We start from the raw sequence: 25,805 nt of genomic DNA, 5'->3' as shown, positions 1-25,805 counted from the left end.
CTTATAGGCTGTTTGCAGTGCTCTGAGGAGGACTGCTTGTAACGTCCTTATTTATTAGCTGTACTGAATCTTGATTTGCTTTACTAGTAAATGGATAACATGATCTACCAGCCTACTAGCTGATTTTTCCGCTTATTTGTTTTTTACTTTATTTAGCTCTTCTGTTTGATGCTGCTTAATTAAGGCACCCTTAGTTAACCCTTGGCTACCCTTCTATTGGATTTAGTGAGTTTTTGTTTCTTTTTGTTAATTTAACGTAATGTATGCCTTTGCGAATGTATTCATTTTAAAAATGGGCTATTCATACTTAAATAGAGATGCTGATTGAATATAGGAGCCCAGTGACATGTTTCACAGGCAAAGTCTGACAATAACGGGGAATATAGAACTGACTATTAATTAATCCATCGTCATTAATACCACCCATAATGATTATGGCTATGGCATTCATTTAAATCTAAAAGGATTAAAACTTGATAGGGATTAAAGCTAATACCGAGTTAGGTACTAGATCGCTGACAAAGCACATTTAGGATCAAGTGCCTGGTTAGGGTCATTTTTGACGCAGTTAGGATCACCCTCTTCCAATTCATCAATGGTGACTTCACCTACAAGAGCATCATCTTCTTTGAGTTCGGCTAGCTTCTTAAGGTCAGCCAAGCGAGGTTGAAGGCTGAGATCACCTTGGAAGATTGGTTTGGCATTAAGAGCTAGGTTATTAGTAAAACCTTGCCCCCAATTGTCTTGACCCGATAAATTAGGGGCACTAATGAAGTTAGTTGCACCATTGATTGTTAATAAATCGACAGAACCAGGATTTAGAAGATTAATCAGGCCACTTCCATCGGATTTCACTGGTAAAGCGAATGTAACGCCAGCAGCTGGATCAAATACAGAGAAAACAACCTCCGAACCAGGAATAACAGCATTGGCTCTCATCACTCCAGCGCGATAGGTTTGATTGAAATATGTCTTGGCATTGCCGATTAAGTTGATTTCACCAACAAAGATCGTCAAATCTGGGGTGTTGGTTCCATCAATAGCCCCAACCGTTTGAGCATTCAAACTATAGAGAGGTGTTATTTCACTAATCGAGTTGTTAAAGTTAATAACTGGTTTGGTGAGTGTGGCTCTTGCAGCAGCCGGATTAGGGGCAATTGCAGCAACTAAAAGCGTATGGGTAAATTCATTGACATCATCCACCGTGCCATTGAATGTGATAACAGGATCCATAGAAATAAGTGTTCTCACATAACGCGGGTCATTATCTTTAAAGTCTACGGGGCTGCTGATGCCACCTTGGTCATATTCAAAATAATGCTTATGTGAGTTGTACAAGAATCCTAAAACTAGCGGTTTGCCAATATAAGTTCCATTGCCAATCAATGCAGCACCGTTGTATTGCTGAATATTGCCGGTCAAGATGTCTGCCAAGATATAGATACGTGAACCGGTCACCATTAATCGATCTGGTCTAGCTATAGAACCTACGCTATCTCCAATCGTCACAATACCCGACCCTGCGTTGATTACAACAGACTGTTGCTTACCAACCGTGCCATCCAAAGTACCTCTGATAAAGATATTGCTATTCGTTGTTGTTAAATTAATAACGTTGCCTGTTGTTGGAGCCAACTTAATGTTGTCATACGTCTGAGCACCCGTTGTGATGATGTCAGTTGTTAATTTGACTGTACCCGTGACATCTAGCTTAGCCAAGGTAATACCTGTAACGATACCTAATGATCCACCATTCGAGTTGACACGGTTACCACTCAAGGCTCCTGTTGACCCGATCATGAGAGAGGCGCCATCCTCAATTGTTGTACCGCCTGATTGGGTATTGGTGCCGGTTAAGGTAATAACACCGGTACCACCAATGACCATGGAACCTGTACCACTCATATTTTTTGTGAATGAACCATCGGTTGCTTGGCTCAAACCAAAGCTACCGTTATTCACCACATCGCCCGGGATGGATTGGATCGATGCAATGAGATTGGCACCTGGGCTAACAACGGTTGGGCCAGTATAGGTATTGATACCCGTTAATGTTTGCGTACCACCCGTGATACTCAATCCGCCTGTGCCACTGATCACACCTGAGAACACATCGCCAGGGATAGCATCTTTGATCACTAAAGAATTCGGTGCAATAGAGCCATTAACAACAGAACCTGCGCCGGCCAAGCTATTAATGTAAACATTGTCGGTAATAGCTGATGTATCAAATACGCCATTAGCACCAACGACTATTTTTTCTGACTCTGCAACAGAGGCCCCTGCTGCCAAGATTAGTCGACCTGCATCAATGCTCGTAGAACCTGTGTAGGTGTTAGCAGACTCGAGTACCAAATTGCCGGCGCCTGTTTTATCAATGCCACCTGGACCAGACATCACACTCGAGATGGTGAGTGATGTGCCATCGACGTCGATGGTACTGTTCCCACTTTGATTATCACTCCTAGCTTCTAAAGTAATCGGACCCGTCACACTGTTATCCCCTGTGCTTGCCGCCAAGGTGCCACCAGCCAACGTGATTGGTTCAGCCACACCGGTTACGCCACGAAGGTCTAAAGTGCCACCCGTGTTAACCGTGGTATTGCCTGCTGTTGAACCTAATGCAGCAGCATCAGTAATGGCAATCGTACCGCCATCTATCACCGTAGCACCGCTGTAGGTATTGGCGGATTCAAGAACTAAAGTTCCTGCACCTGTTTTATCAATGCTACCTGTACCAGAAATAACATCGGTGATGGTAAGCGATGTGCCATCTACATCAATAGTACTGTTACCGTTCACTGTCATGGGGCTAGTCACACTGCTACTACCCGTGCTAGTAGCCAACGTACCACCAGCCAAAGTGATTGGCTCTTCAACATCCGTGACATTGCGTAAATCCAAAGTACCGCCAGTATTAACGGTTGTGCCACCTGCTGTTGTGCCTAAAGCAGCCGCATTGGTGATTACGATCGTTCCGCCATCAATCTCGGTAGTACCCGAGTAGGTGTTAGCTGACTCGAGAACTAAAGTGCCCTCGCCGGTTTTATCAATACTTCCAGTGCCCGAAATAACATTCGTGATGGTGAGTGATGTGCCATCCACATCGATGCTACTGCTACCAGTCACCGTTAATGGGCTGGTCACACTGCTGTTACCCGAGCTGGTAGCCAAGGTGCCACCGTTAATGGTGATTGGCTCAGCCACACCGGTCACATCACGAAGATCCAAGGTGCCACCGGTGTTCACCGTTGTAGCACCCGTTGTAGTTCCTAAAGCGCCCGCGTTGGTAATGGCTAAAGTACCACCATCCACAGTGGTGGCACCACTATAGGTATTAGTCGCACCTAAAATGAGTGTACCGGTACCTGTTTTATCGATATCACCGGTTCCAGATATCACACCGGTCATTGTTTGGGTTGCTGTTGAAGCGTATTCAAAATTGCCGTTATTCGTTAAAGTGCCAGCATAATTACCATCGCCCAAGCTACCTGAACCAGCGATGATGAGGCTGGCATTGGCATCAATGACTGTGTTACCAGTAAAGGTATTGTTACCCGATAGTGTTTGAGTACCTCCAGCAACTGTTAAACCACCAGAACCAGTCATTGATCCAGCAAAGTTACCCGTTGCTGCCGTTAATATGAGATTGTTTGCACCCAAGGCGATGGACCCTGATCCTGAAATACCGCCAAGAGAAACACTTGCGCCTGCACCCGCTAAATTGAGTGCCCCGTTGGCGGCCACTTGGCTTGTGACTGGACCAGCGACCGCTGCATCGTAAGCGACTGACATACCGGTTGGAATCACCACGTTAGCCACGTTCGATAAATCAGGAATCGCCCCACCTGCCCAGTTGCTGGCATCTGACCAATTACCGCCTGCTGGGCCGATGTAAGTCACTGAATTAAGCTGCGTGATAGCGCCAAAAAGTCCAATAGCTTGATTGGATGACAAAATATAGTTGCCTGTATCTGCGCCAGTAAGACCAAAATTGATAGTTATCTCTTTGGCAGTTCCAACATTCTTATCACTATAAAAACCCGTTGAAGATAAGCTAACAGCATCACCCGCCACAATTTGTGCACTGATTGGTGCAACGTTAACTAGATTCCCCTGAATGGCCGTATTGCCATCGTAGACTTTAGAAAATGTTGATGAACCAAGGCTTGGAGTAGCAATAACTTTGGGTTCAACTACCAAAGTACCAATCACCACCAAGTTGGTAAATCCAAGTAAGCTAGGATTGGCTGTGGATGTGATGTTGTATTGACCGGCATTAATATTGCCTGAGGCACTATTTGTCGTACCGGTAGGCATCAAGGCAGTAGTTAGAGATCCGCCAGCGTTATCACTTAATGTAAATGGTGTTGAACCAATGGACGTTAAATTAATAGCGGCTGGACTTGGGGTGTCAGCACTTGTTCCAATATAAGAAATCAGTGAGCCGGCTGAATCAAGGTATTTAGCTGTGAAGTTATAGGTTGGAGTTGTGCCGTAGTTGACGGTAGCAGTCGCTCTAACCAATAAATCTTGTGGTCCAAGAATCGTAAAGCGCCCATTGACATAATTAACTTGGTAGTTGCCGACAATCTCACCTTGTGCACCATGACCACCCGGAATAAGTTCATAAAGACCTTCGGCATTAACCGTTGGATTTGTTCTAGTGATCGATAAGGTTTGGTTGGCAACCGGCAAATTAGAGATGGTTTCACCATTAACAAATCCTCTATACAAAGCGCCGTTAAATCCAATTGGATCAATCTCACTTCTAAACTTAGCATCATTTGCCGCTGTGACTGTTAATGAAGCTGGCGTAATGTTGCCAACTGAGTTCACAGAGGTAATGATGTAGTTTCTACCTTGGTTACCATCAGAAATAGAAATTAATCTTGGATCAATTTCAATAACTTTGTTATTGCCAACGTTTGGATTATTTCCAGAGAATACTGCTTTAATGGTATTGAACGTATCAGACCCAACCAACTGTTGATTCATGATCGCCATATCAGCAACAGTAAAGTCGTAGTTATAACCACCATCGTAAGTTTTATTAATCGCAGGAGCAGCAATGGTTATCGGACGTGCCGTTGTTGAATAACTTGAGCCTATGAAAGTAATTTCATAGTTAGGATTATTTGTACTTGTCAGCGTACCGGCATTGATCGGGTAAACAATACCAACATGATTACCTGGTTCTCGAGCTAATACTCCAATAAGAGTGTCGGTCACATTATTAAATGTAGCCAATGAACCTGAAGTCACTGCGTAAGTTAGTGAACCATCGGCATCGCCATAAACCTTTGTCTGCCCTGCTGTTGCAGTTACTGTAATAGGTCTAGCAGTAATGACATAGTCATTAGGGATCAAAGTCACGGCGTAGTTTGGATTTGCGCTAGCAAGTGTGCCTATCGTAATAGGGTAACTACCCACGTTCTCACCAGCGGTTCTCACAAGAGCTCCAGCTAAGCTGCTACCAGTAATCAACCCCCTGTTGTTGCCCTGAACTTCAACAGAAGTCGCAAAAGAGCTAGGATCGGCATTGCCATAAACTTTAAATTGACCGCTTGTCACTGTCACAGTCACAGGACGAGGTGTCACGGTCATGGTTGCTGGATTGAAAACATCAATGACGTAGTTACTTGAGGCAGTCAAAGTACCTTGGGTAATAGTGTAATTATTGCCAACTGCTGATGTTGCACTCACATTAGTTGCTAACGAACCAGTAAATCCAGCAGAATCATTCCCCAACAGGCCAGATAGTAAGTTGTATGTGAGGGTTGGCACGGGCGAACCATAGGTCATGGTTTGCTCAATCGCTGAAACAACCAAAGGTGCCGGCGTAATATTGGCGGTCAAAGGTGCTGTTAGACCAGTTATCGCGTAGTTCGGGTTAGAAAGTGTGATGTTACTTATGTTCACGCTGACTGCGATACCTGTTCCGGCATCAGAACCAACAAAAGCACCCGTTATTGATCCATTGATCGTCACGTTTTCATTGTTGAGTAGACCTGCCAACGCACGAGTGCCAGTTATAGTCGCAGCTGTAGTTGTGTCATACACCTTATCAACAGCAGTCAAACCGCTGATTGTGACAGGCGCTGGCGTGATATCAGCAGACAGTGCAGCGGAATATCCAGCCACATAGTAGTTAGGATTTGATGAACTTAAACCTGTCAAAGTGGCTGTAATGCTAATACCTGTTCCTACGTCAGAACTTGCAAAGATACCGGCTGCGGCAGAACCATTTAATGTAGCCACATCACTACCCAATAAACCAGATGCGATGATCGCGCTGCCTGACAAAACCGCATCCGTATTGGCGTTGTAAACCTTATTCGATGTTGTTAACCCACCTACTTGGAGAGGTGCAGGTGTAATGTTGGCGGTAATAGTATCTGTCACACCTGAAATGTAATAGTTGCTATTTGAAAGCGTTAGAGCACTTAAATCAGCTGTAATAGTTTTGGCATTACCCACGTTGGCATTGGCAAATTCACCGCTGTAGCTTCCCGACACAGTAGAGTTGGTATTGCTTAATAAGCCACTGATTGTAGGCGTACCGCTCAATGTTGCAGCAAGGGTTGTGTCATAAACCTTGTTGTTAGCTGTCAAACCACTGATCGTGACAGGTGCTGGCGTGATATTCGCTGCCAATACCGTGCTGGTACCAGCAATATAGTAGTTCAGGTTATCTAGAGCTAAAGTACTTAAATCAGGTGTGACAACAATGCCTGTTCCCACATTGAGGTTAGCAAATGTGCCAACTGATGCAGTACCAGTTAGGTTGCTGGTGTCATTGAGCAATAAACCGGATGCAATGGATGGCGTGCCTGTGATCGCTGCGGTCGTCGTGTTGTTGTAGACCTTATCTGAAGCAGTCAAACCACCAACCCATAGAGGTGCTTTTGTGATGGTACTGCTTGTATTGGCTTGATAAGTGATGGTGTAGTTAGAGGTGACGGTTGTTGCGCCGCTAACAACACTAGCGTTGGAGACATTCACTGTCTTATTGCCACTTCCAGCGTTAAGGTCAGAGTAAACAAAAGAACCACCTGATAAGGTATCTAGCAAACCAGTCACTTGGTTAGTAAACAATGAGCCACTACTTAAAACCAAAGCTGGTGCAGCATTGGCAGAAGTTCGAGCTGAAGCCGTACCATTCGTTGCATCATAGACCTTGGTCATACTGTTGGTCGTCACAGTAATGGCAGCAGGAGTAATGGCAACTGTTGAGAATATTGGGTTAACCACAGAATAGTTGGTAGCTAAACCTGTACCAGTGACTAACTCAGCATTAGACAATGATGACAATGATGCAGATCCCACATTCGGGCTTGTTAATGTTCCCAAGCTTCCGGATGCAAATGTCAGCGTTTCCCCCGCAATACCTGCAACAGTCATCTGACCAGCCGTGACAGAGTTGGTGCCATCGTAGGTTTTTGCAGCACTCACTGTGATAGAGGCTGGCGTGATATTGGCTCGTAATACGCTGGTTGAGCCCAAAATCATGTAGTTGGGATTATCAAGACTTAGATCGGTAAAGTCTGCTGTAACTAGTCGGTTATTACCTACATCCTTTTGATCAAACGTTGCCGTGATTGAACCAGATGCATTGGCTGTGTCTGATCCAATCAAGCCTAAAACAACCGGTGTTCCGCTGACAGTTGCTGACCTATTGGCGTCGTAAACCTTATTGGCCACTGATAAACCACTAATCGTCACTTGAGCAGGAGTGATATTAGCTGTCAAGCCAGTTGGTTGAGTAAGGATATAGTTCGATGCAGCGGTACCAGCTAATGAATTGGTTACATTAACTGCAATACCATTCGCAACGTTGACTGAAGAAAAATTACCAGCCTGAGTTAGGTTAATGTCAACAGATGTATCACCTGTCGCAACACCCGCTAATTGACCACCTGAAACTGTTGCGACATTCGTACCGTTATATGCTCGATTAGCAACTGTTGTACCTGTCACAGTTAATACTTTTGGCGTGACGTTTAAATTACCAGCGTTATAAATAATTTCTTTGGCCGGGTCGTAATTGGTTGCATAACCGCTCACTGTTGCTAAGCCGCTTGGAGTAATGGCATAGTTACCCACATTGAGATTCTGACCACCACTATAAGAGTTAGATGGGATGGTTGGCGTGATCACAAATGTGTATTGACCCTGCCCTGTTCCCGCACCAGAACCTAAATTATCCGTGGCAGTCCAGATATTGCCACCAGCAACGGGTGCCGTTAAGGTTAAATTAATAATAGTTGGGTTGGAATTACCTGCAACGCAATCGGTACAGTAACCCGCAACAATGCTATTGGTGCTTGATAAAGCATTACCTAAGAAGGTGACATTGGTCGAGTTCACCACGCCATAAGATGTTGTGTTGCTACCCACATTGACAATCATTTGACGGTTAGCAGCAACCGTTAAGGAACCATTAACAAAAGTTAAAGCGTAATTCGATGATGTGGCACTCGGCACCAAAGCTGCTGTCGGTGTTGTTGGCGGAGATGTTGCAGTATCTAATGCGCCAGCGGTATAGCTGACTGTTGGATTGCTAATTGAATTGCTGGCTGTATCAGCGCCAAGCAAGCCTGATAACTGATATGTCAGAGTTGGAGTGACACCAATATACGTTGAGGCATTGTCCGCTGTCATCGTTAATGGCGCTGGCGTAATACTTGAGCTACCAGATACCGTCACTGGTAAGGTGTAGTTAGTCAGTGCCGTGCCATTCTTTGCAATATACGATGAACCAACTGCTGCTGTAATCGTTGAAGCTGTTGCTACGTTAGCACTGTTATAGCTGCCATTTGTTTGCGTGATGTAAGCACCCTCGCCATTAACAAAGCCTGATAAGACATATGATCCATTGCTTGAATCAGTACCTGCTACTAAAGCAGCGTTAGTCGTCGTGTCATAAACTTTTGGCGGTGTTGAAATAGTGACAGTTACCGCTTTTGGCGTAATGGCTACATCACCAGTTGTGCTTGGCAATACATAGTTACTTGCTAAACCACCGTTACTGCCGTTAACTAAACTTAATCCAGTCGTATCGAGACTGCTAACACCGATTACATTGGCATTATTAGCATTAGCTGATCCAGAAACTGTGAGTGTTTGTGAACCAATGCCTGTTGCTACTGTGAAGGTTGTTCCAGCGGTACCAACAACAAAGCCACTGGATCCGTCATAGATCTTACGTGCAGTTAAGCTAACTGTAGCAGGTGTTACAACATACTGATTCGAGAGTGTGCTGTTGAGTACAACGGTGTAATTGCCATTGGTTGTTGTAGCAGCTAAATCGCCAGCAGCATAACCGTAAGTTCCCGCATTAAGAACTGAAGACGAAGAGCCACCTGCTGTAAATCCTAGTGCACCCGTGAATGCCAATGGCGTATTAGTCGCTGAGTCTGTATTTTTATAGCCAGAAACTGTGTAGTTTGCAGGATTGGTTGAATAAGTAGCTGCATTCAAGGCACTACCGTTATAAACAGCGCTCTTAGTTGTTGGCGTAATAGTTAATGTTGCAGGTGTGACGGTCAAATCACCAGCCACATAGCTGATGGCGTAGTTACTTAAACCAGAACCAGTCGCTGCACTAGCGATGATGCTGCTTGTGTATGAACCGGCATTCACTGTCGCAGCAACTGCATTGCTACCGCTGTATTGCAAGGTGACTCCACTGATAGAGTCTCCAGTTAAAAGACCAGTTTGTCTGAAAGCAGTCGTACCTAAATTGGTGGTATTGCCATAAATAGTACTGATATCGTCTGCAGTGATGGTGACAGCTTTAGCAGTGATATTGGCTGAGACACCTGTTGGTTGAGTCAGCGTGTAGTTACCGATAGCAGAACCACTGATGCTGTGATTAACAGCAACAGCGATGGAGTTGCCTACATTAGCGGATGTGAATATACCTGCTCTAGTTAAAGTGACATTATTGATATCTGCTGTCACCACACCACTTAAGCTTCCGCCTGTGAAAGTAGCCGCCGTTGTTCCGTCATAGGCTTTGTTAGAAACTGTTGTACCAGTGACCGTCAATGCCTTTGGTGTGATATTGGCAGTAACTGTATTGGGCTGAGTCAGAATGTAGTTAGCAGCTTTAGTACCGGAGATGCTAGCAACGGGTGTGACCGTAATCGCTTGACCGACATTAACGGATGCAAAAGTGGCTGTTTGAGCCAGGCTGACATTGGCACCATCAGAACCGACCAAACCAAGCAATGAACCACCAGTGACGGTTGCCGAGTTATCACCATCGTAAACCTTGTTAGCAACAGATACACCACTCACTGTGATTGTTTTAGGTGTGATATTGCCAGTGATGCCTGTTGGTTGTGTCACCGAATAGTTGGCAGCATGCAAGCCGCTTAAGGTACTGGTTGAAGTGACTGCAATACCGTTGGCAACGTCACTTTGAGCAAAAGTCCCCAATTGGTTCAAAGTAACCACATCCGAGCCAACGATACCAACCAGTGCGCCACCACTAATGGTTGCAGCAGTTGATCCGTCATACACCTTGTTATCTGCAACGGATACACCACCTACTGTTAGGGCTTTAGGTGTCAAAGTGGCTGTGTTTTGCGTTGTTCCAGAGCTTGCGTTGTAGGCCTGAGTAATCTTATAGTTATCTAGATTGGCTGTGCCGCCATTGGTCACAATTGAAGCAACATAATTGCTGCCATTGTTAGACACATTCGCAGCACTTAATGTGGCACTTGATAGACCCGTGATGGTTTCGCCATTAACCAATCCAGTTACGGCAAATGAATTAGGATTGACGGTTGTTGTGCCATTGTAAGTTCCTGAAAGAACAATACCTATTGGGGCAGGAGTCACGATGGCTGTAATACCTGTTGGCTGCACCAATATGTAGTTAGCAGCATCCGCACCAGATAATGAATAGTTCACGGCAACTGCTGAGACTAAGCTGACATTTGGATTCACCAATGATGCGCCAAAGACCAAACTCACGTTATCCGAGCCAACCACACCGACCAAAGTACCACCGCTTACAGTAATGGCTGTTGTGCCGTCATAGACTTTGCTACCGGCCACAGTACCCGTCACCGTCACGATTTTCTGATTCTGATTAACGAGAGTGACCGTGTTTTGATTGATTCCGGCAGCAGCGTTATACGATGGCGCAAACGCATAGTTGGTAGCCAATGCTGTACCGCCAGAAATCACGATGCCTGTCACAAAGTTGCTGCCGTTACTACTAATACTAGAGCTCTTCACGTTGACGGTACTCAAACTGGTAATGGTTTGACCATTGATCAAGCCATTGATCGTGAATGAAATCGGTGAAATGTTATTTGTACCATTTGCAAGACCAATCACGGAGATGCCGAGCATCGCCGGTGTGATATTGGCCGTAATACCCGTTGGCTGAACCAAGGTGTAGTTAGAGGCGGCACTACCAGAGATCGAGCCACTCGCAATAATGATGATGCCGTTACTAACGTTCGGGGATGAGAATCTACCGGCTTGCGTGAGAACCACATTGTTAGCATCAGCTGGTAAAACACCTACCAATGATCCACCCGTTAATACTGCATTCGTGGTGCCGTCATAAACCTTATTAGCGACTGTACCGTCACTGATCGTGATGCGCTTCGGTGTAATTGCAGCAGCAATACCCGTTGGCTGAACGAGTGTGTAGTTACCTGATGAAAACCCTGAAATCGTGCTGGTCATGGTCACAGGAACAGCCACTCCAACGTTGCTGCTGTTGAGGATACCTGTTTGCGTTAAGGTGACCGCATCAATACCAATCACACCAACCAATGTTCCACCCCAAACGCTGACTGCAGTCGTACCGTCATACGTTTTGTTATCTGCAATCGTACCCGTCACCGTGAGTGCCTTGGCTGACAAAGTGACTGTATTGAGCGTGCTGCCAGCGGTTGTATTGGTAGCCGTATTGAATGTGTAGTTACTTGGATTGGCTGTGCCAGCGCCAATAGTGATTGATTTAACAAAATTAGCACTATTAGCACTCACATTCATACTATTGATAACCGCACTGCTAATAGTTGTGATGGTCTCACCATTGACCAAGCCATTCACGCTAAAGGTGGTTGGTGTGATGGTGGTTGAGCCACTATAAGTTGCCGCAACCGAGATACCCAATGGTGCTGGAGTAATGTTCGCAACAATACCCGTTGGCTGAACCAAGGTGTAGTTACCACTGGCATCGCCACCGATCGAGTGATTGATCGTTAATGGAATAGCATTGGCAGCATTAGCGGATGTAAAGGTAGCGGATCTTGCCAGAGTGACCAAGGATTCATCACCGGCAATCACACCCACCAACGTACCGCCCGTGACTGTTGCTGCTGTATTGGCGTTATACACTTTATTGGCAACAGTGGTATCGGCAACAGTGAGTGTTTTCGGTGTGATGTTGGCTGATAAATTAGCTGGCTGCGTCACGATATAGTTAGAAGCGGCTGTACCAGCAAGCGAAGCATTCACAGTTACGGCAATACCGTTAGCCACATCGGTTTGAGCAAATGTACCAACTTGCGTCAAACTCACGTTAGGCACATCAGCGGTAATGACCCCCACCAGATTGCCACCATAGATAGTCGCAACGTTAGTTCGATCGTATGTTTTATTTACTGCGGTTGAAGTGCCACCCACGGTAATAGTTTTGCGAGCAATATTGGCTGTAATACCGGTTGGCTGAACAAGTGTGTAGTTCGTCACAGCAGTTCCAGCAAGCTTACCGACTACGTTGATTGATACATCATTGGCGGCATTAGCTGTTACAAAGTTGGCTGTTTGAGTCAAGCTTAAGCTAGCAGATGATTGATCAATTGAAGCTACTCCATCTAACGCACCTGCCGTTACAGTCGCGCTAGTTGTACCGTCATATGTTTTTGCTCCGATAGCAATACCAGTCACCGTAATTGACTTAGGCGTTAAGGTCACCGTATTTTGAGTGTTGCCCAATACCGTGTTGTAAGCCGGCGTGATGGCGTAGTTATCCAAGGATGCCGTGCCACCATTTGACACTAGTGCTGTGACGTAATTGCTATTGTTTGCAGCAACATTCATGTTGTTAATCGTGGCTGCGCTGATACCTGAGATGGTTTCACCATTAACCAAGCCAGTCAGATTGAACGCTGTTGGTGCAATGCTTGTGGTGCCGGTATAAACACCCGATACCGCGACCCCTAGTGGGGCAGGCGTGATGCTCACTCGATTAGTGGCTGAGGCTTGATCAGCATTAACGGCGGCACCACTAACTAAAGTATTGTTGAATGATGAATTAATAACATAGTTCGATGCTGAGAACGTGCCTGCTGTGGAAGTGCCGCCAATTGCTGTCACATAAGTACTTGCTCCATTAACATTCGCAGAGCTGACGGTCACAGAAGTAATCTTATCCCAATCAGCCTTGCCTGTTGCCGTGATCACAGCATTGGTAAAAGTGGTTGTACCGTTATAAACTGCAGATACAGAAATTCCTAAAACCGCAGGGGTAATCGTGTAGGTGCGCGCTGCGCCAGATAAGGTTACCGTAGAGCCATCTGTCGCAGTGAGGCTATTCGTTGTTAGTACTGTAGCTGTTTGCACCGCATTAGCATTAGTGCCATTTAGAGCAGTCGTGCCCCCTACCGTTGGGCTAAATACCAAAACAGATTTAACATATGCGCTCGAAGCACTTGTAATGGCAGGCAAACCAAACGTTGCATTACTAGAACCTGTAAAGGTAACTGTTGCATTGGCTTGCAACCAATCATTGGCGGCATTTGAGTTATAAGCCGTCCCATATGCTGCTGAATAGTCACTATTTAGCGTGACAGTAATAGCAAGCGTACTACCTGAGATCTTTTGACGGTAGTTGATGAAGTTGCCACCAACGTAATTACCGGGCTTCACAGGTGTGCCACCAGCAATTCCGTAGGCAATATTGGTAGTCGCATTAGCATTAGCAGTAGTAATGCCGAGTGCACCAGCAATCGCGTAACTCGTTGCATCAGGCTTAGCCATGGAGATTGAAATAACTCCACCAGAATTTGTGAGAGTGCCAACTGCAGTAATATCACCACCAGTAATTACGCCTGCCTGCTCCCCCCTGCCTGCAACAATGATGATGCCATTGACACCAGAGTTCCATGCGCCAGCAAGACTGACGTTTCCAGTACCGCTAACAGTGACCCCACGAGTAGCGCCTCCGTTTTTAACTAAACCGCCCAATGTAATGTTGCCACTGGTATTCATAGCAAAAATCATGACGCCAGCATTGCCAGTGATGGTTGCTGATGCCACGGTCTTAATTGCGTCAACAGTACCGCTACTTGCAGTAGATGTTCCGTATACTTCAACCAAACCAGCTGCCGTAACCACACCAGCAGCGACACTTCCATAAACACCATAGCCAGTGGCTGCAGTACCAATCGATGTGCCCGTAAGGACAATTCCAGACTCAGATGAATTAATTGCTGCTGAATAGGTAACGCCAGCCGCTGTATTGGAGATGCCGGAGATGGCAATGTATTTGGCCGCATAAATTGCATTGGAAATAGTTACTCCAGCCGATGCAGTAGCCAAAGTAGCGGCATTACCAATTGCAACAAATCCACTGACTTTCGTACAAGGCGCTGTAGCGCATCCATAGGTGTTGTCGATAGTGACATAACCTGGCAAGGGAGCCGTAGATGTACCAATCGCACCTGTTGCAATTGCCGAACCAGCAGATTTAGCAACGTAATTAATTACTGATCCTGTGCCAGTGGTGAACGTAAGTGCCCCACTGGAAATATTTGCTGCCTTAGTGCCTGATGTTGTGTCGTAAATAATATTAGCTGCTGGAGCTCCAGTATTGGCAACCAGACTGATTGCGCCTAACTGATTGATGATGTTGTTGGTGACAAAGCTGATGTTTGATCCGACAGCGTTATTTATAATCGCGCCAGATTGATAAATACCAACATCCGTACCCGTAGTGGCTGTATCAGCCATTGCGTTTACCGTGATATTCCCACCGCCAGCATTAATGGTGATTGCGCCTAATGAAACCAGCGTAGCAGATAAACCCCCGCGAGTAGTGACTGTCAAACTATTGGCAGTGATTAATCCTGTTGCAGCAATATGGACTGATGTGGCGGTTGCTGAGGTTTTGTTGCTGATTAACGTGACCGATCCACCAGTAACGGCACCAGTAAGCCAAATGCCTGTGCCACCAGAAGTTGTTGTACTGGTGATAGCGATCGCCTGACCAGTCGCTGTAATACCGCCAGTACTTGTGTATCCAGTACCAGTTTGGCCGTTCACTGTAATCGTCACACCACCCGCACTAGAGCTAATTGCATTGGCACCCTGAGTAAAGCCGATACCGGTACCGTTAGCTACCGCGTTAATCTTGACACCAGTTGATCCCGCCAGAGATCCTGCAGATAAGGCACCAGTAATGGTAATCGCAGCACCGTTTGCAGCTGCTGTTGAGGTAGTCACTGCAGTGGTGCACCCCAAGCAAGTGTCATCCAGGAGTATGTAGCCAGGCACAGTAATGGCTGGAACAGAAATAATTGCGCCATTGGTCTTGACGATGTAGTTGATTGCGGCAGTTGAAGTGCCTGCACCGATGGTGACGGTACCGGAAGTAATCTTCGAGGTATTGTTACCGCCCGTAGTGTCGTAAACAATATTGGCTGCAGAAACAACAGTGTTTGCCACTAAGGTAATCGCACCAGTCTGATTGATCAGGTTATTAGAGATAAAACTGATACTTGAACCAATTGCGTTATCGATAATTGCACCGGTTTGCTTGATACCCACCTTATCACCAGATGCAAGGTTATTACCCGTGATAGTTATATTCGTGCCACCGGCATTGAGTGTAATAGCCCCAAGATCAACGATTGTGCTTGAGGCACCACCGTTACCGGTTACAGTCAGTGAGTTCGCTGTGATCAAGCCAGTCGCAGTCACAGGAATAGCTGTTGCAGTAGCCGTAGATTGCGTACTGCTTAAAGTCACCGCCCCGCCACTGATCGTGCCGGTGGTATCAATACCAGAACCAGTTGTGCTGTTGGTGGTAATCGTAATTGCCTGGCCTGTTGCCGTAATCGCTCCAGTGCTGTAATAAGCATTACCTGTTTGACTCTGTGACGTGATGGAGACACCACCAGAAGCTGAGGTAATGGTATAGGTGTTTTGGAAGATAGCTCTGCCCGTGCCATTCGATACGATATTGAATGTCACGCCAATTGGGTTGGCCAATGTACCGGCTGATAAATTACCTCTGAGTGTTAAGCCCACACCATTTAAGAATGCGCTAGCTGGGGTAGCTGCTGTATTGCAGCCTAAACAGGTATTGTCTAAACGAATGTAACCAGGAACAGCAATGGCCGGTACTGAAATGATGGCACCATTGGTCTTAATTAAATAATTGATAGCCGCTGTTGATGTGCCAGTGGCCATCGCAACTGTTCCTGTTGTCACGCTAGATGCATTGGTACCTGACGTTGTGTCAAAAAGGATATTAGCTACACGGTTGCCAGAGTTGGCCGCCAGTGTGATCGCCCCACCCTGATCAATTGTGTTGTTACTGATAAAGCTCATATTGGAGCCAACCGCATTATTCGTAATGACACCCGCTTGAGTGATACCGATTGCTGCGCCTGCTGCTCGGTTATTGGCAATCACATTGACATCTCCACCACCCGCATTAATGGTGATCGCACCTAAAGAGACAATGGTGCTTGACGCTCCGCCAGTACCTGTAACGTTCAGTTCATTCGCGGTGATCAAGCCAACAGCATAAATAGGTACTAAGGTTGCCCCTGCTGTTGTTTGATTGCTACTTAAGTTAACCACCCCACCATTGATCGTGCCAGAGGTACTGATACCCGCAGCGGTGGTGGTCGTTGTGTTGATGGTGATTGTTTGACCCGTTGCTAAGATAGCGCCAGAGCTGGTGTAGCCAGTACCTGTTTGACCATTAACAGTAATGGTGACACCACCTGTAGTAGAGGTTATGGCGTGAGCAGCCTGTGTGAAACCAACACCAGAACCATTGGCTACTGCATTGATCGTGATACCCGTTGATCCGGCAAGGCTACCTGATACCAGAGCACCTCTTAAGGTGACTCCTGCACCATTAAGAGCGGCATTTGCTGGAGTTGTTGCTGTGCTGCAACCATTGCACGAGTTATCCAAGAGGATATAACCTGGCACAGTGATAGCCGGTACTGAAATGGTGGCGCCATTAGTTTTAACCAGATAGTTAATGGCAGAAGTAGATCCGCCTGTAATAGTGACAGCACCAGTTGATATTGAAGAAGTTTTGTCACCAGCTGTAGTGTCATAAGTGATATTGACTGCTGAACCACTATTTCCTACTAATGCAATTGCTCCATTTTGATCAATATCATTATTGGAAATGAAACTGATGTTAGATCCCACTGCACCAGTGATAGCACCGGATTGATAAATACCACCGTTGGCTCCTGGAGTGTTGATCACATGACCAGTGACGACTATATTGCCGCCTGCAGCATTAATCTTCATGGCATCCATTTGGATAACCCAAGATGGTGCCGCAGTCGCCGTTCCAAGAATCGTGATGTTATTGGCAGTAATTAAGGATGTGGCGCTATAAAGAGCATGACCTGTCGTTGTGCCGCCATTGAAGTTGGCAGAGCCATTGAGCGAAGTGATATTGACTGAAATAGTGATGGCTTTATTGCCATCACTATTCACACCATTAACGGTAATATTATTTTTAGCAACGATTACGCCATTGATAGTTACACCATTACCAGTGGTGGCCAAGCTTGTGAGATTGGCTGTTGTGGTATTGATGAAGCCGGATACAGGCGTACAAGCTGGAGTCGATGCGGTACAACCGTAGGTGTTATCCAGCAGCACATAACCCGGCAAGCTCACTGTTGTGCTGCCGATAGCGCCGGGATCAATCGTTGAGCCAGCAGATTTAACAATATAGTTAATGTCTGAGCCAAGTGTGTTTGTTGCAATTGTTAAGGCGCCAGCAGAGATCGTTGATGTACTGTTACCGCTTGTCGTGTCATAAGTGACATTTGCTGCAGCTCCACTGGTATTCGCTACCAATGCAATCGCGCCCCCTTGGCTGATGTCATTATTAGAAATGAAGCTGATATTCGAACCATTGGCTGCAGTAATTGCGCCACTCTGATAAATACCACCAGCAGCTCCTGGTAGGTTAATGACATTACCGATCACTGATATATTGCCACCCACAAATGCCGTGTTGATCTTTAAAGCATCAATTTGAACAACCCACGAAGGTGCAGCAGTGGCTAAACCTGTGATCGTGATGTTATTCGCCGTAATTAAAGCGCCTCCGGTATAAACACCATAACCAGATACTGTGCTGCCATTCATCACAACCGAGCCGCTTGTGGATGTTATGGCGACGGAGTACGAAATGGCCTGACCAGTTGTTGAAACACCATAAACACTAATATTGTCTCTTGCGTAAATGGCGCTATTGATCGTGACACCATTAGAGGCTGTTGCAAAAGTACCTAAGTTATTAGTGATAGGATTGATAAAGCCAGTCACGGGAGTGCACCCAGCTCCTGAACAACCATAGGTGTTATCTAATAAAACGTAACCAGGCAAGCTGAGTGAGGCACTACCAATCGTGCCTGGATTGATGGCTGAGCCAGCTGTTTTAATGATGTAGTTAATTGATGAAGTGGATCCCGTCGGAATCGATAACCCACCCGTCAGCAATGTTGAAGTCTTATTACCGGCAGTGATGTCATAAGTGATGTTGGCAGCTGTACCACTGGTATTAGCCGCCAAACCAATCGCACCGTTTTGACTGATATTGTTGTTGGATATGAAGCTGATATTGGAGCCACTTGCACCCGTAATGGCCCCAGTACCCTGATATATACCGCCCGCTGTACCAGGAATACCAATGACAGTTCCCTTAACAAAGATACTGCCACCAATTGATCCACCATTGATCTTTAAAGCATCAATCTGGATCACCCATGTAGGCGCTGCTGATGCTGTACCGTTAATCGTGATGTGATGCGCGGTTAATAAAGTACTAGGCGCATAAACTCCATAACCCGTTGTGGTAACGCCATTTAAAGTGATGGCATTAGCAGTCGATGTCAGATTAACCGTGATATCGATACCTTTTTGACCCGCACCACCAGTCACCCCGTTAACGGTGATGCTGCCAGTAGAAAAGATCAAGTTATTAATGGTGACACCAGTTACTCCTGTTCCCAGTGATGCTAGATTATTCGTTGTTGCATTAATGAAGTCAGTGACCGGTGTGCAATTAGTGCCAGAGCAACCGTACGAGTTATCCAACAAGATATAACCAGGCAATGGGTTGATAGCTGTACCAATTGCAGCTGGATTAATCGAAGCACCCAGTGTTTTGATAATGTAGTTAATCGGAGAAGCATTGGTGCCTGCAGCTACTGTAATCGCTCCAGAAACCACGGAGGACCCTTTTGAGCCAGTGGTGGTGTTGTACGTAATACTCACGGCGGTAGAAGTTGTGTTGGCAACTAGGGCAATGGCGCCGGTTTGGTTAATCTTGCCATTCGTAAAAAAGCTGATATTAGACCCAGTGGCATTATTAGTAATAGCACCAGTTTGATAAATACCTGTATTGGTTGTAACACCAACCGTACCGGTTACGTTCAGATTGGTACCACCCGCAACGATGGTCATGGCATCCAAGAATGTGGCGTAGGTTCCCGTGTCCGTTGCACCAATTACCGTGATGGACTTGGCACTAATTGTGGCCGTTGAACCTAGCTCAATACCATCACCGGAAGTGGTTGCTGTGCCGGTGATATTGACGGCCCCACTATTGGCTGTGATACCCGTAGCAGCCCAAGCTCCACCATAGTTATTGCTCACGCCAAAACCTGATGTGCCTAGACCTGTAATATTGATATTGCCAGTCGTTGCAGTAATAACTGCCCGCAGCATCACTGCTGCCCCGCCACCTGAATTAACGCCATTGATGGTCAATGCTGCACCATTCATGGCAGCGCCAATGTTAATACCCTGACCCGTCACTACTTGGGTGTGCCAAGAAGCCAAATTTTTATTGAAGTACCCAGTAAATGGGGTGCAATCAGCACCTGAACATCCATAGGTGTTATCCAAAGTAATGAGACCTGGAACGGTAACAGCATTGCGAATCACAATTGGAGCACCGGATGTCAGAACGGAATAGTTCACCGTTGAGGTGCTAGTTCCAGCAGCAAAGCTGAGAGGACCCGTGCTAATAGTCGATGCACTGGTGCCTCGACTTGTGTCATAGGTAATATTGCCAGCAGACCCGCTGGTATTAAGCGCTAAAGTAATGGCGCCGTTTTGGTCAATACGGTTATTAGAAATAAAACTGATATCTGAGCCGCTGGCACCACCAATGGCGCCTGTCTGATAAATACCATTACCACCACCAGCAACGCCCATGGCAGTCACCGTGATATCACCACCCTCTGCAGTTGGATTAATCGTGAATGAACCGACTTGGGCCAAGTAGCCATTAACAACTGAAGTCGCTCTTCCAGTAATGCTGATGTTATTACCGTAGATCAAAGATTCAGTGCTATTAAAGACACCGTAATTACCAGTTGTGCCGCCATTTAAAGCTACATCACCAGCAGTTGATTTGATCTGAACACTGTAGTTAACACCCTGAGCATTATTACTTACACCATTTAAAGTGATATCACCCCTTGCAAAGATAGCGTTATCCATTGTCACGCCAGCAGAGGTTGTGGCTAGAGCGACTAAGTTATTGCTAGTCGTGTTGATAAAACCTGTTGCTGGCGTGCAGCCACTTCCAGAACATCCATACGTATTATCAAGAAGGATGTAGCCCGGCAAAGGTATTGTCGAGGTTGCAATCAAGCTAGGATTGATGTTACCGCCAGCCGCTTTCGCAATAAAGTTGATGTCAGACGAACTGCCTGATGCAGCAATCGTTAAAGTGCCTGTTGAAATACTTGATGTTTTTAGACCGCTAGTTGTATCAAAAGTAAGATTGACTGCACTACCGCTGGTATTGGCTGCTATATAAAAAGTGCCGTTTTGATCAATTTTGTTATTTGATGTGAATGAAATATTAGAGCCATTGGCTGCATTAATCGCACCCGATTGATAAATACCTAGACGGCCACCTGTATCAGCACTAAATGCATTGATGGCAATATCGCCCGCATTTACACCTGGATTAATAGTCAATGCACCAGCTTGAACTAACCATCCTGTATGTGCAGCCCCAGCTCTGCCAACAATCGTAATATTGTTAGCATTTATCAATGAATCATTACTGGTGTAGACGCCATAGTAATCGGTCGATGAACCATTTAAGACCACATCCCCCGCCGACGAGCCGATGTTTGTTGAATAGTTAATACCAAAAGAACCTTTGCTCACACCACTGAGCGTGATGTTGCCAGATGCATAGATGGCGTTATCAATCGTAATACCATGAGCAGTGCTTGCTAAAGTCGTTAGATTATTCGTTGTGGTGTTGATGAATTCAGAAGCTGGGGTACAGCTTGCACCAGTACAACCATAGGTGTTATCTAAAAGGATGAAACCAGGTAAACGCAAAGACGTGGTGGCAATCAATCCAGGATTGATATTGCTACCAGCTGACTTCGCAATGTAGTTAATCGCTGAGGTGCTTGTGCCGGTTGAGGATACGGTAAACGTCGTATTTGAAATCGTTGACGCTGAAGTACCGCGAGTGGTGTCGAACGTAATGCTTGCTGCTGAGCCACTGGTATTAGCTGCCGCTGTAATGGAACCATTAATATCAATCTTATTATTGGTTATGAATGTCATATCAGAGCCACTGGCTCCGTTGATAGCTCCAGATTGGTAAATACCGTTACCGCCACCTGAAGTCCCTGCGATTGAAGTAACAGAAATGTCACCGCCGGTAGATGCTGTATTAATAGTGAGAGCACCTATTTGAGCCAACCAGCCTGAAGTGGTTGTGGTTGATGAGGCATTGATGGTGATGTTATTTGCTGTAATTAATGAAGCGTTACTGGTGAAGACACCGTAGTAATTCGTTGTGGCAGCATTGAATGTAACGTTACCAGCCGTTGATTTAATGGCAGAGTCATAACGAATACCTACTCCGCCATTACTGACAGCATTGATCAAAATATTCCCAGTGGTATTCAAAGCAGCACTAGCACCAATAATCACGCCATCTGCTGTTGTGGCTAAAGTGCTTAAATTGGCAGTTATGGCGTTAATAAAACGACTGGTTGGTGTACCGTTCACAATTCCATAGGTATTGTCCAAAGTAATGGAACCCGGCAGTGGCAATGCTGCCGTTCCAATAACACTCGCAGTAATCGTAGATCCTGAGGATTTAGCGGTGACATTAATTGGTGCGTTGTTAGTGCCTGCAGCAACACTGATATCGCCGAGTGTGATGTTGCCAGCTTTGTTGCCGCTGGTTGTGTCATAAAAAATATTGGCAGCAGTACTGCCGGTGTTCGCTACTAAAGCAATGGCACCTGTTTGGTTGATCTTGCCATTGGTTGTGAAGCTAATACTTGAACCTACTGCACTATTGGTGATTGCTCCAGCTTGATAAATACCCGTATTAGTACCAGTAGAGACATCATTGGCTGTGACAATGATATTTCCGCCACCAGCATTAATCTTCATAGCACCAAGAGAGACAGTAGTTGCTGCTGATCCAGAGGCGTTACCGTTAATGGTGATGCCTGTTTTGGCAGTGATTAAGGCGAGCATCTCCACGGAGATGCCAGTGGTTGATGTGCCATTAATCGTCACCGAACCAACTGATGCATTGATCGTGCCCCCTGCCGTACTATGGACAGAATAATTAGTACCCGCCCCAAAAATATTAATAGAACCAAGACTTGAGGCAATCGCTGCTGTGACATCTACCGAGTAGTAACCAGCTATGGAGGCGCCTTTAAGAGTGATGCCTCCATTTGCGTTAATCGCTGCACCCACATCAACACCTCTGATTGCGCTTGCAAATGTTGGGGCGTTACTGCTCGTAATAAAACCAGACGTTGGAGTTCCACCTGCACCAGCAGTACCACCATACGTATTATCTAAAGTAACAGAGCCTTTAAGCGTCAGCACACCGTTAAGAATGATTCCACCACCAGATGACATAGCCTGAAGACTGACACCAGATCCAGCACCCGATGAATTATCAGTCATCGCAATTAAGGTGATGTTCTGTTTGGAGCCGCTGGTGTTATTGAGAGTGAGCGTTGGTGTTAAGCCTGCTCCAGTCACGTTGAATACTAATGCTGTGGTCTGGGTAATAGTACCTGAGGCAATAATGGTAACGCTTGTGCCACTATTAATAGCGGTCTGAATCTGAGTTGTATTGAAGTTAGATGTGGTCGCTTGACCTTGGGCTGACGTTAAGTCACCACCCGATGATGCTGTAGAACTGATTGTGACATTGGTAGGATCCAACAGCCACATACCACCCCTACCCGCATTGATTGTTCCTAAGAGGTTAAGTGTATCGCCTGATGTTTCAATGAAGCCGCCGATAAAGTCTGGATTGAACAGACCTAACTGATCTGTTGATACAACGGTATTGCTATTGATGCCTGTATAAATAGAAAACGGCAATGTGCCATTATCTGCATCATTGCCGATTAAGATTCTGCCACCCTGATTAAATCCTTTTGCCTCGATATTAGAATCTGAGATAAAAGTATTATTAGTGGCGGATATTCCAATAGAACCACCTCGGCCATTTGAACCGTTGGTTTGGATTAATGCATTTTGGAGAATTAAATCACCAGAGTTGGTGATTATTTGAATACTGCCGCCATTATTTGCGTTGGATTGAATAATAGCGTTATTGATTTGAATATCGTCGGCTTGAGAAATAGTAATCTCTCCACCACGACCATTACCACCATTTGTTTGAATAACACCTTCAATAATAATATGACCTGTGCCATTAGCACTTAATGTAATCGTACCGCCATTACTTGGACCGTTTGCTTCTAATCGAGCAATCGAAGACAAAATAATATCTTGAGCAGTAATTCGAATAGAACCAGGATTTTGGGTTTGGCCTTGATTACCAATCAATCCATTTGCCGAGATCACACCGTGGAAGTTAAAGACGTTCGCTAGGATGTTAACTAATGGGTTGGATCCTGCACCAACGATGCTACCGTAACCTGTCACAGAGTTAACTGCCGTGATAGTTACTTTGTTCACTTCGATGCTGCTGTTTTGAGCCAAGTTAACATCTTGAGCGTGGATCACTACATCAAGGATGGAACTAGCTGCTTGGTTAATCGTGCCATAGTTAAAGAAGGTGCCATCCGCCAAGAAGGTTAAAACAGTTCTGGCACTACCTGTCTTCGTGATGGTTACACCCTGATCGATGGTAAGGTTACCGCTACCGTTTTGGGTGCAGTTACCACCTAAACAAACGTTACCCTGTACCTGAACCGTCACGTTGTTATTTTGCAACGCATCGCTGATTACCTGAGCAAAGCTTGAGGTTATTAGGAGATCCATAGGATCCAATAGCCAAGTACCGGCTTTGCCTAGGATGTTTCTAGCTGATGTATCAACCTTAGTCTGGCTGCTGATCTCGAGTACTTCTTTAGAGCTGGTGTCGATGAAGCCACCGTTACCACGGGTCTTACCGCCCATGGCTTCTAGGATGCCAGATACCTGGGTCTTCTTATTAGATAGAACGATGATTTGTCCGCCATTGCCCTGCTCTTTGGCGTTGGCCTTGATCTTGCTGCTATCGGCTAGAGCGATGATATTGCCTTTGAGGCTGATCTGGCCGCCGTTACCTGTACTGCCCATGGCGTTAGCCACGATAGAGCCTAGGTTTTGAACCGTATCCGCCAAGATCTCAACGATACCGCCATGTCTGACCATGCTGCTAGTACTAATGCGGCCGCTGTTCTTAATCACTGAACCCATCAACTGAGCGGCGGAGTTAGCGGCGATCACCACCAAGCCACCTTCTACCTGTACCAAACGCTTGTTCTCAATTAGAGACTTGAAGGCAGAAGCGTCTACCTTGACGTTCATCAGCTGGTCACCGCGGAAGTCCAAGGTGATCTGAGAACCACTGGCCATAGCGACCGTGTTAGCGGCACCGCCTCTAGCCAAGATGTAGCCTTCGTTACGAACTTCGGGAGCCAATAAAGCCACATAGCCTTTAGCATCATTTGTCTGGATCTTGCCGTAGTTGACCACCGCACCAGTGCCATCACCCTTGTAGGTGTTCTTGCCGTCCATGAAGTCTTTGTCGCTCATGTCCATCGTTGTCGCAACGATGGCACCTACGTCAATCTGAGCCGATGTACCAAAAGTAACGCCTTTAGCGTTAGAGATCACAACCTGACCGTTGGACTTGAGCATGCCGTCGATTTGCGTCGGGCTTGCAGACACCACACGGTTGTGGATCACAGCTTGAGCATTCGGCTGAATGATCTCGACACGGGCATTAGCACCGATGTTGAAGCTGTTCCAGTTGACCACTGCACGTTGAGACGTTTGAACAACGTTCAGTGTTGTTCGTGTTGCTGGTACTGTATTGATTTGAACCTGACCCGCAACCACTTGGCCGCCAGTAGGTAGCGCATTGGCAGCAACCTGAGCTTGTGCAAAAGCGAGACTTGGTCCCAAAAGGACAAGCGCTCCAACACTCAGAATTGATCTACGAAATGGCTTCAAATGATTTAATTTTTTTATCGATAAAAAATTAGCAAATCAATCACTTATTTAAAGTGATTTCTTGG

At 45.9% G+C, this 25,805-nt stretch carries 1 protein-coding gene; it reads right to left on the bottom strand.

The window, feature by feature from the left end:
• Window positions 1-507 precede the first annotated feature (507 nt).
• The gene (locus ICN28_RS00965; protein WP_216285536.1) at window positions 508-25,740 is read right to left on the bottom strand and encodes a YDG domain-containing protein; all 25,233 of its coding nucleotides are present in this window, start codon (window positions 25,738-25,740) and stop codon (window positions 508-510) included.
• Between the last annotated feature and the right edge of the window lie 65 nt (window positions 25,741-25,805).

The sequence above is a fragment of the Polynucleobacter sp. 30F-ANTBAC genome, assembly GCF_018882385.1.
Taxonomy (GTDB): Bacteria; Pseudomonadota; Gammaproteobacteria; order Burkholderiales; family Burkholderiaceae; genus Polynucleobacter.
This window is presented reverse-complemented; position numbering and strand designations above follow the sequence as displayed.